At 40.5% G+C, this 12,553-nt stretch carries 13 protein-coding genes; 7 read left to right on the top strand and 6 right to left on the bottom strand.

The window, feature by feature from the left end; translation table 11 throughout:
• Window positions 1-6 precede the first annotated feature (6 nt).
• Both clpA and KUG37_RS01955 read left to right on the top strand, forming a co-directional pair.
• The gene (clpA, locus tag KUG37_RS01960) at window positions 7-2,283 is read left to right on the top strand and encodes an ATP-dependent Clp protease ATP-binding subunit ClpA (protein WP_216934214.1); all 2,277 of its coding nucleotides are present in this window, start codon (window positions 7-9) and stop codon (window positions 2,281-2,283) included.
• Between the two features lie 93 nt (window positions 2,284-2,376).
• Window positions 2,377-2,730 carry a YnfA family protein gene (locus KUG37_RS01955; RefSeq protein ID WP_216934213.1) on the top strand — a complete coding sequence of 118 codons (354 nt, stop codon included), beginning with the start codon at window positions 2,377-2,379 and terminating at the stop codon, window positions 2,728-2,730.
• Between the two features lie 97 nt (window positions 2,731-2,827).
• Here the strand turns inward: KUG37_RS01955 and KUG37_RS01950 are convergent, their stop codons facing one another.
• Entirely contained in the window at window positions 2,828-3,304 is a 477-nt protein-coding gene (locus KUG37_RS01950) for a hypothetical protein (RefSeq protein ID WP_254202566.1), read from the bottom strand.
• Between the two features lie 349 nt (window positions 3,305-3,653).
• Between KUG37_RS01950 and KUG37_RS01945 the strand changes: the two genes are divergently transcribed.
• Entirely contained in the window at window positions 3,654-4,946 is a 1,293-nt protein-coding gene (locus tag KUG37_RS01945) for an MFS transporter (RefSeq protein WP_216934210.1), read from the top strand.
• Window positions 4,947-4,997: 51 nt separating this feature from the next.
• On the opposite strand, the gene argF is transcribed toward KUG37_RS01945, so the two are convergent.
• Both argF and KUG37_RS01935 read right to left on the bottom strand, forming a co-directional pair.
• Window positions 4,998-5,918: an ornithine carbamoyltransferase gene (argF, locus tag KUG37_RS01940; protein WP_216934208.1), complete on the bottom strand. Its 921-nt coding sequence runs from the start codon at window positions 5,916-5,918 to the stop codon at window positions 4,998-5,000.
• A gap of 112 nt (window positions 5,919-6,030) precedes the next feature.
• A complete protein-coding gene (locus KUG37_RS01935) occupies window positions 6,031-6,678 on the bottom strand; it encodes a TetR/AcrR family transcriptional regulator (protein ID WP_216934206.1) in 648 nt (215 codons plus the stop codon).
• Between the two features lie 231 nt (window positions 6,679-6,909).
• Here KUG37_RS01935 and prpB point away from each other — a divergent pair, with 231 nt between their 5' ends.
• On the top strand, window positions 6,910-7,794 hold the full coding sequence (prpB, locus tag KUG37_RS01930; RefSeq protein WP_216934204.1) for a methylisocitrate lyase: 885 nt from the start codon (window positions 6,910-6,912) through the stop codon (window positions 7,792-7,794).
• 4 nt (window positions 7,795-7,798) lie between these two features.
• Window positions 7,799-8,938, top strand: a complete 1,140-nt coding sequence (prpC, locus tag KUG37_RS01925) for a 2-methylcitrate synthase (protein WP_216934202.1) — start codon at window positions 7,799-7,801, stop codon at window positions 8,936-8,938.
• Window positions 8,939-9,000: 62 nt separating this feature from the next.
• Here the strand turns inward: prpC and KUG37_RS01920 are convergent, their stop codons facing one another.
• Together KUG37_RS01920 and KUG37_RS01915 are read right to left on the bottom strand one after the other, a co-directional pair.
• Window positions 9,001-9,621: an aminotransferase gene (locus KUG37_RS01920; RefSeq protein ID WP_216934200.1), complete on the bottom strand. Its 621-nt coding sequence runs from the start codon at window positions 9,619-9,621 to the stop codon at window positions 9,001-9,003.
• Between the two features lie 102 nt (window positions 9,622-9,723).
• Window positions 9,724-10,200 (bottom strand): CinA family protein, encoded by a 477-nt coding sequence (locus tag KUG37_RS01915; protein ID WP_216934198.1) that lies wholly within the window; start codon window positions 10,198-10,200, stop codon window positions 9,724-9,726.
• Between the two features lie 252 nt (window positions 10,201-10,452).
• Between KUG37_RS01915 and KUG37_RS01910 the strand changes: the two genes are divergently transcribed.
• On the top strand, window positions 10,453-10,683 hold the full coding sequence (locus KUG37_RS01910) for a hypothetical protein (RefSeq protein ID WP_216934196.1): 231 nt from the start codon (window positions 10,453-10,455) through the stop codon (window positions 10,681-10,683).
• Window positions 10,684-11,295: 612 nt separating this feature from the next.
• Complete coding sequence (locus KUG37_RS01905; RefSeq protein ID WP_216934194.1) at window positions 11,296-11,586, top strand: hypothetical protein; 291 nt, start codon at window positions 11,296-11,298, stop codon at window positions 11,584-11,586.
• Window positions 11,587-11,687: 101 nt separating this feature from the next.
• On the opposite strand, the gene KUG37_RS01900 is transcribed toward KUG37_RS01905, so the two are convergent.
• Window positions 11,688-12,029, bottom strand: coding sequence for a hypothetical protein (locus tag KUG37_RS01900; protein WP_216934192.1), 342 nt, complete (start codon window positions 12,027-12,029; stop codon window positions 11,688-11,690).
• Window positions 12,030-12,553 lie beyond the last annotated feature (524 nt).

Below are 12,553 nucleotides of genomic sequence, written 5' to 3'. Positions count from 1 at the left end.
GGTTACATGCTCAGTCGTCAATTAGAAGTATCACTACGTTTGGCTGTCAGCATGGCTCGTCAAAAGAGGCATGAGTTCCTGACCGTAGAACATTTATTGTTAGCCTTACTCGACAATGATTCCGCCGTGAATGCTCTCAAAGCATGTGGTGCGGACATCATCGTGTTGCGTAAGGAATTAGAAGAGTACGTCGAACAACATACCCCTAAACTTGGTGAAAATAGTGATCAGGCACCACACCCGACAGAAAGCTTTGACCGGATCTTGCAACGCGCGATTTTTCACGTGCAATCAAGTGGCGGTGATCGTACTGTAGAAGGTGCCGATATTCTGGTTGCCATGTATTCTGAGCGTGACTCATTTGCAGTCTATCTGCTAAAACGTCATCAAATTAACCGTCTGACTCTGACCCAGTACCTGTCTCATGGTACGCGTAAAGAAGACGTACAATCTGAAGAAGAGATCGAAGACCTCGATGGTGAATCGGCATCTTCAGCAAGTTCAGGTCCACTTGAACTTTATACGACCAACCTGAATATTGAAGCGCAAAAGGGCAAGACTGATCCGCTGATTGGTCGTGAAAAAGAAATTGAGCGTGCCGCGCAAATTCTTTGCCGCCGTCGTAAGAACAACCCGCTGCTTGTAGGTGATCCAGGTGTTGGTAAGACCTCAATTGCTGAAGGTCTGGCCTGGTTAATCGTAAATGGTAAAGCACCAAAACCATTGGAAAATGCTGAAATTTTCAGCTTGGATATTGGAGCGTTGGTTGCAGGAACAAAATACCGTGGTGACTTTGAAAAACGCTTGAAACAGCTTTTAAATGCCCTGAAAAAGAAACCTGAAGCGGTGCTATTTATTGATGAAATTCACATGATTATTGGTGCAGGCTCCAGTATGGGTAGTACCATGGATGCATCAAATCTGATCAAGCCGGCGTTGGCGAATGGTACTTTACGTTGCATTGGTTCAACCACTTTCCAGGAATACCGTCAGGTATTTGAGAAAGATCATGCTTTATCACGCCGTTTCCAGAAAATTGATGTGAATGAGCCATCTATTTCTGAAACAATTGATATCTTACGTGGACTAAAATCGAAGTTTGAAGATTTCCATCATGTGCAATATGACGATCAAGCTTTGGTGTCTGCAGTAGAGCTTTCTGCGAAATTTATCAATGACCGTTTCTTGCCAGATAAAGCGATTGACGTTATTGATGAAGCCGGTGCGCAGCGCCGCCTGAAAGCTGAACAAGATGACAGTTTGATTACTGTGGAAAATATTGAAGACATCGTCTCCAAGATTGCCCGTATTCCGCCGAAAACTGTCTCTAAAGATGACAGGAGTGTGCTGGAAAATCTTGAGCGTGATCTGAAACGTGTGGTTTTTGGTCAGGATGAAGCTATTGAAGCCTTGGCATCGGCGATTAAATTGTCACGTGCCGGTTTGAAATCTCCAGATAAACCTGTGGGCAGTTTTGTTTTTGCTGGCCCAACGGGTGTCGGTAAAACGGAAGTGACCAAGCAGCTCGCTAAACAGATGGGTGTGGAGCTGGTTCGTTTCGATATGTCCGAGTACATGGAACGCCACGCGGTGTCTCGTCTGATTGGTGCCCCTCCAGGTTATGTCGGTTTTGATCAGGGTGGTTTGCTCACCGATGCGATCCACAAAAATCCGCACTGTGTGCTGTTGCTCGATGAGATCGAAAAAGCCCATCCGGATGTCTTTAACCTGTTATTACAGATTATGGATCATGGTTCATTGACTGATAATAACGGACGTAAATCTGATTTCCGTAACGTGGTACTGGTTCTCACCACCAATATTGGCGCTGAAAGTATTTCACGTGTCAGCATTGGCTTTATGGAACAGGACAATAGCAATGATAACCAGGAAGCGATGAAGAAAGCTTTCTCTCCAGAATTCCGTAACCGTCTCGATGGTGTAATTCAGTTCAAAGCATTGCCAAGCAGCATCATTGAAAACGTGGTGGATAAATTCCTGACCGAACTTCAGGCACAACTGGATGACAAAAAAGTCATGCTGGAAGTGGATCAGAGTGCGCGTGAATGGATGTCCGAGCATGGCTATGACCGTTTAATGGGTGCACGCCCAATGCAGCGTCTGATTCAGGAGCACCTGAAAAAACCATTGGCAGAAATGATCCTGTTTGGAGAACTGGCTGAAAATGGTGGTAACGTTTCAGTATCGGTGAAAAAAGAAAATGGTAAAGCGGTTGGCTTAAAACTTGAAGTCTTTGAAGACCAGACGGCTGAACCAGCTTAATCTATATAAAAAAATAAAACCCGTGCTTGCACGGGTTTTTTCATGTAATCGTGTTGTTTAAACAAGCATACTCATTCATATAAAAGATAAATCATGGATATTCAAATTACCAAGTTGCTCACCACTTTTTGCCTGTTTTTGGTCACGGCATTGATGGAAATTTTAGGCTGTTATTTCCCATACCTGATTTTAAATCAGGGAAAAAGTCACTGGTTGTGGATTCCGACAGTTCTGGCTTTGGCGGCTTTCGTCTGGTTACTCACCTTACATCCGGCTGCTTCAGGACGGATCTATGCCGCTTATGGCGGGATCTATATCTTTTCGGCACTGATGTGGTTGCGCTTCGTTGATCAAGTGACGTTGTCACGTTGGGATTTACTGGGCGGGATGGTGGTCATCCTGGGCGCACTGATTATTATTTTGCAGCCGCAAGGCCTGGTGCGCTAACAGGGTATAAGAGCGACATTCATCAAAAAAAGGTAGCTATAGCTACCTTTTTTAAAACTCTGTAATAGCATCACACCCGATTTCTTATGTATTTAGACTATTTCAATTTGCAATCTTTTTGGGAAATATCAGTTTTATAGGTTTGTGTTGGCGAGCTCAGATTTAGCTCGACCTTGTATGGGTTTTCTATCTGGTAGCGATGTTCAAAGAAAATTTCACAATTATTCAAAAGATTATTTCGAATTACTGTCATCACTTCTTTACGACCCAGGTCTTTTTCAAATTGGCTGAAATCGGGCGTAGTGATCATACCTTTTAGCGTGGTTTTATTAGCACTTAACTGTAATTGTTCAATAATCGTATTCTGATCGATCTGCAAAGGTAAAGTTCTGGAATCTTCTGCACTGAGCACTGTGAGCAACTCATTCAGTTCAGCTTTTTTCTGAATTTTAAATTTGCTGTCGAGAATATTTTTTTCTTGAAGATATTGGTCAAATTCGGAAGCATTTACATTTGTAGCCAAGATACTGAGACCGAATCCTAAAATGCCGAGTAGCTTAATATAATATTTCATATAAATCACAGAAATTACGTTAGTTTTATGGGGAAAATAGAAACATGACATGAATAGAATCAACACACAACTGTAATTTCATAGCGAATACCTAAGCGATAAGTTTCAATAACAATATTCCCCTATGAGTATTAAAATTCTCATAGTTTAGCTTCAAAAAACTTATCAAAAATTACACTTATTATTTTGTCTGAAAATTTTGCAAAGATTATATTTAGAGTAACTTATTTACAATAAAAAGTAATAACTCTTGATTGGACAAATCCTCTTAAGAAAGAGCGTGTAGGGAGAGGTATTCCGACCACCTATAAAGTTTTAATCCAAATAATTAAAATAAGGATGTCATATTTTGAACCCAACTTATACAAGACAAGAAAAAATTGGACGAATCAAAGGTATCGTGGGAGCGGCATCCGGGAACCTGGTCGAATGGTTTGATTTCTATATTTATGCTGTATTTGCAGTGTATTTTACCCATGCCTTAACTGCCCCCGACTTGGACAGTTCTGTTCAGGCAATTTATGTTTGGGGGGTATTTGCAGCCAGTTTTTTCATGCGTCCAATTGGTAGTTGGTTATTTGGGCGTATTGCTGATAAGTATGGCCGAAAGAAATCTATGATTATTTCAATCTGTTTAATGGCATTGAGTTCTTTCCTATTTGCAGCCTTACCTACCTATGCAGTGGTCGGAGTGATAGCACCATTTCTCTTATTACTCGTACGTCTGCTACAGGGTTTGTCTGTAGGCGGGGAATATGGCGCAGTCGCAACCTATATGAGTGAACTCGGCCTCAAGGGCCAGCGTGGATTCTTTTCTTCTTTTCAATATGTGACCTTAACGGGTGGTCAACTCTTAGCAAGTTTGTTAGGCGTAATTTTTTTGAATATTATGACAGAACAGCAGTTACAAGATGGAGGCTGGCGAATTCCTTTTGTTATAGGTGGTTTAGCTGCACTTGCTTCTTTACTTGCACGTAGTCGGCTTGAAGAAACCTTATCGCATAAAGATAGTGAAAAGCAGGAATCTGGAACACTTAAAGAGCTATTTAGAAACCACTGGAAAACTTTTTTGCTGGTCGTTGGTTTGACTTCAGCAGGTTCTTTGAGTTTCTACGTGATCACTGTCTACTCAAAAACTTATCTGACAAATATTGGAATTGATGCCAAAGCTGTAGCGCTGATTATGACAGCATCAATCTTTATTCTCATGATCGCACAGCCATTTTTTGGCATGCTGTCAGACCGTATCGGACGAAGAAATTCAATGTTACTGTTTAGCAGTCTGATGGCTATTACGATTTATCCCGTCATGGTATTAGGTATGCGGGCTTTCAGCAGCTCTCCATTTATTGTGGCTCTTCTACTGATTTTTCTAATGATGATACTAAGTTTATATACCTCAATTAGCGGGATTGTAAAAGCGGAACTATTTCCGCCTTATGTGCGTGCTCTTGGGGTGGGTTTTTCTTATGCGGTCGGGAATGCTGTCTTTGGTGGCTCGGCACCCTCTATTGCACTACAGTTTAAGGCAGCAGGAATAGAAAACAGTTTCTTTGTCTATGTGACCGTGATGCTGATTATATGTTTCTTCTGCAGCTGGCAACTTCCAAAAGAAGCCCCGTATCTCAAGGATGATCTTTAAAAAGTGGAAAATTAAAAAAGCACCTCAAGGGAGGTGCTTTTTTATAGATTATCAGTCTTTTTTCAGGTTTTCGTTGAGCAGAAATTCAACCAGGGCCTTTTGCGCGTGCAGGCGATTTTCAGCTTCATCCCAAACCACGGCATTTTTATGGTCAAGCAGATTTTCTGAAATTTCTTCTCCACGATGTGCAGGCAAACAGTGCATGAATAAACAATCCGGATGCGCAAGATCCATCAGGCGTTCGTTTACCTGATAATCTGCAAATGCTTTTTCACGGATTTTCTGTTCTTCTTCCTGGCCCATGCTTGCCCACACGTCAGTGACGATCAGGTCAGCATTCACGGCTGCATCTTCAGCAGAAGGGACCAGTTCCACACAATGCGCAAATTCAGACAGGAATCTTTCCTGTGGCTCATAGCCCTTTGGCGCTGCAATTTTAAGATTAAAGCCCCACATATGCGCAGCCTCAATATAAGAATTACACATATTGTTGCCATCACCAATCCAGGCAACAGTTTTACCTTCGATTGAGCCACGTTGCTCTACATAGGTCTGCATGTCAGCAAGTAACTGACAAGGGTGGTGATCATCTGTTAAAGCATTAATGACCGGAACTTTTGAGTAAGATGCAAAACGTTCCACGATATCATGACCAAAAGTACGGATCATCACGATATCCAGCATGCTTGAAATCACGCGTGCAGAATCTTCAATCGGTTCACCACGACCTAACTGGGTATCGCGTGAAGACAGGAAAATTGCGCTACCACCAAACTGGCTCATGCCAGCTTCAAACGAAACACGCGTACGGGTACTGGATTTCTCAAAAATCATGCCCATCACTTTACCAACAAATGGTTGGAACACTTCATTGTTATGCTGTTTGCGCTTAAGCTCTATTGCGCGTTGTAAAATCTGGTTAAGTTCTAAAGTTGATAAATCGCGTAAGGTGAGAAAGTGACGGAGAGCCATTCGTTACTCCACAATAATTGCCGAAAAACTCGATCAACAATCAGTTGTTGGTTAGTTTAAGAAAAATACGGAATCGGTTAATATACTATAAGCAATGAAAAATGCAAAAAAACTAGACTTTTTGATGACCGTCTAAAAAGCGATCCACACAATAATTAATGTATTTGTCGATTTCCTGATCATCTTCCTGTACCGGAATTCCCATCAGGATGCGCCATTCCAGATTACGCAAAATACCAAAATATAGCTGGGCCGAATATTGTGGATTCTCGCAATGCAATAAACCTTGGGCATTGGCCTGTTCTAAAGCCGTTGCAATGGCACTTTGCACATGCACCGGGCCACGCTCGTGAATATGCTGGGCGAGCTCTGGATTACGCTGACTCTGTTCCAGGACTAGACGCATAAAGGCCGAATTTTCAGGTTGCATGATCTGGTGATAAAAATTGAGCAGCGTGTGTACCAAATAACTACGAAAATCCAGTGCCCTCAGTTCGATTGGAATACTGATATCTTCGAAAAACTTGATACGACGATAATCACAGATGGCCTTAAACAAGCCTTCTTTATTGCCAAAATACTTATAAATGGAAGCTTTGGAACCACCAGCATGCTGAACGATATCATCGAGAGAAACAGCATCATAACCACGTTCCAGAAACAGCTCGGTTGCACTGTTCAGCAGTGCAATACAGCGCTCATGGCCACGTTTGGTCTGCGGCAGGTCTTTGGCGAGCGGTTCTAGTGCGAGGTCTTGCATAGGAGATAATACATCAACATGTCAATAAAGATTGAAGCGCCATCATAGCAAATATATGTAGATATTTCATAATCGCACCGCATAAGTGCAGTATTTGCCGGATTAGGTAAAGCAAAACTTAAAAATTTGACTAAAGTTTTAGAGTATTTGTTCTATCGGGTTATGGAATGAGCAAGCCAAATGAGTATACTCGAAATTCAATAATTATAGCCAAGACTGTGGAAAAGGAAGATGACAGAACAAATGTCTGCAGGTCTAAGATTTAGACAAGCACTTGAAGTCGAGAAACCATTGCAAATTATGGGTACGGTAAATGCCTATGCTGCCATGATGGCCAAACAAGTCGGTTATAAAGCCATTTATTTATCAGGTGCAGGTGTCGCGAACTATTCTTATGGTTTGCCTGACCTGGGTATGACCAGTCTGGATAATGTTCTTGAAGATGTACGCAGGATCACAGAACGTGTTGATACACCCTTATTGGTTGATATCGATACCGGTTGGGGCGGGGCATTAAACATTGCCCGCACGATAAAACAGATGACAGCAGCAGGAGTCGCTGCAGTTCATATTGAAGACCAGGTGGCACAAAAGCGTTGTGGTCATCGTCCAAATAAAGAAATCGTATCGCAGCAGGAAATGGTTGATCGTATTAAAGCCGCTGTAGATGCGAAAACCGATTCAAACTTCGTGGTGATGGCACGTACCGATGCGCTACAAAAAGAAGGTCTGCAAGCGGTGATCGACCGTGCTTGTGCCTGTGTTGAAGCTGGCGCGGATGCAATTTTTGCTGAGGCGATGACCGATATCACTATGTACCGTACAGTTTGCGATGCGGTAGGTGTGCCAGTTCTGGCGAATATTACCGAATTTGGTGATACACCTTATTATACGGTTGATGAACTGGCGGAGCAGGGCATTGGCATGGTGCTATATCCATTGTCAGCGACACGTGCTATGCAAAAAGCAGCCCTTGAAGTGATGCGTTCGGTTCGCGAACACGGGACTCAGGTGAATGTGCTGGATCTCATGCAGCAACGCAAAGAACTCTATGAATTTTTAGATTATCACAGCTTCGAAGACACATTAGATAAACTGTTTAAACAGGAGAATTAAAAAAATGGCTGAAGGAAAAGTACTCACCGGCGCAGGATTGCGTGGACAAGTGGCAGGTAAAACCTCACTCTCAACAGTTGGTAAAAGTGGCGCAGGTCTGACCTATCGCGGTTATGACGTGCAGGATCTGGCAGAACATTGCCAGTTTGAAGAAGTCGCTTATCTGATTTTCTTTGGAGAATTGCCTACTTCAGAGCAGTTAGTTGCCTACAAAGCCAAACTGAAATCTTTACGCACTTTACCTCAGGCATTAAAAGAAGTGCTGGAGCGTATTCCTGCCGATTCTCATCCGATGGATGTGATGCGTACTGGCGTTTCCATGCTCGGCAATCTTGAAACTGAGCAATCTTTTGAGCAGCAACAGGATATCGCGGACCGTATTTTAGCGACTCTACCTGCAATTATCTGTTACTGGTATCGCTATAGCCATGACGGCGTGCGTATTGAAGAAAATACTGACGATGATTCGATTGGTGCACAGTTCCTGCATCTGCTGCATGGTGAAAAGCCAAATGAGCTGCATGAACAGGTGATGAATGTCTCCTTGATTCTATATGCAGAACATGAATTCAATGCTTCGACCTTTACGGCTCGTGTTTGTGCATCAACGCTGTCCGATATGCATTCTTGTATCACCGGTGCAATCGGGTCTTTACGTGGGCCTCTACATGGTGGCGCCAACGAAGCTGCAATGGACATGATCGAAAACTGGACATCGCCTGAAGAAGCTGAACGCGAAATGTTGGGTATGTTGGAACGTAAAGAAAAAATCATGGGCTTCGGTCATGCGATTTATAAGGACAATGATCCACGGAATGGCATTATTAAAGTCTGGTCTGAGCGTTTGGCCAAAGATGTAGGCGATACCGTGCTGTATCCGGTATCGGTGCGCTGTGAAGAAGTGATGTGGCGTGAGAAGAAACTATTCTGTAATGCCGATTTCTTCCATGCCTCTGCTTATCATTTCATGGGTATTCCAACCCAACTGTTTACCCCGATTTTTGTCATGTCGCGTGTGACAGGATGGGCAGCACATGTGATGGAACAACGCGCAGATAACCGTATTATCCGTCCAAGTGCGGATTATACTGGTCCTGAACTACGTAAAGTGGTACCGATTGCCCAGCGTTCTACAGCGGCTTAATCCGGTAAAGTTGTGAATATAAAAAAGGTCTCAATCGAGACCTTTTTTAATCGGCTTTTTTTTTATCGACTTAACAGGACCGGATCTTCAATGCTATAACCGGTTTCAAAAGGAATACCCAGATACTTCACCGTCACCAGGGTTTTATTGTGTCTCGGAACTTTATAGGCCTGACTGATTTTTAAGCCTTGTTGATAACTGACTGCTTGCTGAAGCGGACTTTTTTGTGAGCCAAATTTCACTTGATATTGATAGGTCCATTTGGGCACTTTTTCATTCGGATCATGCCAGGCCGGTGCGCTATCTTTGATTGTCTTTAACACCTTAAGTTGCGGCTTGGAACTTTGAATAGAGCCCAGTGGAATCAAACGTTTTTTGATTTTGGCGATGTCCTGATCAAACTTGCGGCTTTCTTGATCATAATCGATGCGATTGGTTTTAGGGTTGATATATAAGGAGTTGACCTGAATCAGTTGATTCGGCGTTTTAGATTTAAAATTATAATAATACAGTTGAGGCAAGCGTCCACGACCATCGAGGTAATGACGCAGGATATAAAGTTTTTGTTCTTTAACTTCATAGCCTAAGACTTCAATATTTTGTGGGCCACCCACCGTAGCAAAAGCCAGACCGGGCAAGCTAAGAGGGAGCAGAAGCAGTGCGGTTTTAATATTCATGGTCATTCCACCCTCAAAAAAATAGATTGGCAACTGATCACGCCACTCTATCTTAAAATACAGTAGAAATAATGAAGTTTACTCAGGCTAAACAGTAACTTTGAAAGCTTAACTGTTGTTCAGCAGATTGATCATGTCATGTGCCACTGCGGCTGACAGTTTGTTGAGACGTTCAAACGGCGAGCCTTTGAGGTAATACTGAAACTGATGAACTTGAGTACCATCATTAATTGCCACAAAAAAAGTCCCTTCCGGTTTCTCTGGTGTCGCACTACCACCCGGTTTAAGCAAACCTGTACAGGCAATAATCCAGTCAGCATCACGGAACATTTTTTTACCTGCCTCTGCCAGAGCAACAGTTACCGGCATAGATTCCGCAGTATGGCTATTGATCAAAGTCTTTGAAATGCCCAATACTGAAGTCTTTACACTTACATCGTAGCAGATCAAACCACCAATCAGAATTTCGGCACCTTCTCCTTTGCAAATGGAGAACTGGCTACTCAGATATCCCGAGCTTGCGCTTTCGATAAAGGCAATTTTTATGTTTTTCTCTTCGAGTAAGTTACAGCAGGTCTTTATCATAGTCTCTATATTTTCTTTGTGAGAGTGATTCTAGATCAATTTAGACAGATTTTTTCTGTCGATCAACTCCCAGTATATTTATATTTTTATGAAAGTTAAATTTTTTTCATAGATTAGTGTAATTTCATATTGATTGGATCGCTTTAATCTGAGTGATTAAAGCTTGGGCTATTTTTGAAAATAGAGGTTTCTTCTCAAGCTGAACAGTGGTAAAAATAAAAATAAAGTGCTTAGTGAAAGTAGGGTGTTGGAATGAAAACCACAGTAAAATATGTAGTCTTAAAAAGTCTTGACTACCAATTGGGTACAACATTATTTCAGGAAGAAATTGATGCTGATGGTCAATATTTTGATCAGATACCAAGCACGATTTCTTATCAGAATTTACAGTTCAAAGTAAAAAGCAAAGAGCTTAAACGTTTGCATCTGGCTGAAGAACAGGAAGATACCCAAACCATTATTGTTAAAGTCGTCAATATCTAATTAAATATGAATTTAATAAGCCTCTTTTAAAGAGGCTTATTATTTATAAATAAGTTAATAAATATAATTAAAAATAATGATTTTATCTAAATTAATATTTACCTAAAAGCACCTGATACTTTAATTAAAGTCAAGATAAAATCGAAACGGTTTACCTGTTATTAGTGAACTAACGTTAAGTATCGTATTGAATATTATTTAGGGATATTCTAAAACAACTGGATTTTTAACATTAAATCCAATCTCTAAAAATTTATAAAAGATTCTGATTAATTTATATATATATTGATTTAAATCAATAATATAGATTATATTTGATTATATTCATTAATATATTTTAATTTTTTATATATATGAAAAATGACTTAAGTTATTCCTTTTAATGGATAATAATTTTTGAAACATAAAGTTTTTCATTATGTTTCTGTTGCATTATATAAAGTAATTTATGTTGCGCATTAATCTCTACTTCAAGTACTTAGCTTACTATTATTTACATTGAATTAATCTGTAACAGGTTAAAGGTTGGCTAAATCTGAAAAATGCGTAGAGTGGACATTAAGTCGAAACCTATCGGCTTTTAATTTAAAGCAAATAGTAAGGAATAACACCATGGTTAATAATCAACAGCAAGACCAACAGAACCAACAACAGCAAAATCAACAACGCAATCAAGAACAGCAGCGTCAACAAAACAACCAGCAAAACCCAAATCAGCAACAACCCAACCAGCAGCAACAACAGCCGCAGGGTCAAAGCAATCAGCAACAGCGCGATCAGCAGCAACAACAGCAGCCGCAGCGCAATCAGCAACAAAACCAGCAAGGCCAACAACAGCAACAACAGCCACAGCAAAAAAGTAACCCGCAACAACAGAATTCACAAAATCAACAAGATGAGTGAATACTGCAGCGTTAACTCTGTCTAAGATAAACGCTCTTCATAAAAAACCGCCTGATTCAGGCGGTTTTTTATGTATTTATTGCTCTATTACACTGACCATATCAACACTGGATACTGGCTTTTTGCTTGTAGAAATTCAAGGCATTGTCTAGATCTGTGAGTAGATCTTTTTCTGTATATTCCTCGGGTGAAAGTTGCATTAGAGCAGGCATATATTTATTTTTATATTCTTTAGGATATTGTTCACACAGGATACTCACTCTTTCTTCTAAACTAATTGTTGAAGAGTCTAATTTGTCCAGATAAGCACTGAGTTGATTATCTGACTGTTCAAACTGTGCTTTAATATTTGCGTCAGGCTCTGCTGAGCTCTCTGCTTGCTGTTTTTGGCAGCCGCTTATTGCGAGACTCATCAGTAAAGTAATCAGTATGCGATTTTTCATGGTGCCAAAATATTGTTATTCCTCATATGAAAAATTATAGAGAGAATTAGCGAAAAAGAAAGCAGACATCTACAAACTTTATGGGATGTTAAAAATTATAGCGTGAGATAGTTTAATAAAATAAGGAAGTTTCTCCTAAAATTTTGAATCATGCTGTTTTATGGATTGTCTGAGTTATTTATCTTTGAAATATGATTATTTATTAATCTGAATTGCCATTCAAATATTTTTTTGCCTAAAATAAAGTCATTTAATTAACGAAAGTAATGAATGTTTCACATTTGGAAACATTGAATCTATATATCCTACACAGACTGACTACCTGGCGAGTGATATCTTGGCGTCATTCTAAAAACTCAATGAATATAATTTAAAATCAGCACATTACAAGGCCTGTTCAATTTGGGAGAGTTGAACAGGCTTTTTATTTTCATCCTAAATTTTATTTGTTCTTTACTGATTGTATTTTTTCCATGCTCTTTTCACATAAGTTTTCATTCACAACATAAAGCCTGAAAATTCTC

Source organism: Acinetobacter sp. BY419, assembly GCF_019038395.1.
Taxonomy (GTDB): domain Bacteria; phylum Pseudomonadota; class Gammaproteobacteria; order Pseudomonadales; family Moraxellaceae; genus Acinetobacter.
Note: the sequence above shows the minus strand (reverse complement) of the source record. Positions and strands in the feature narration are given on the sequence as shown.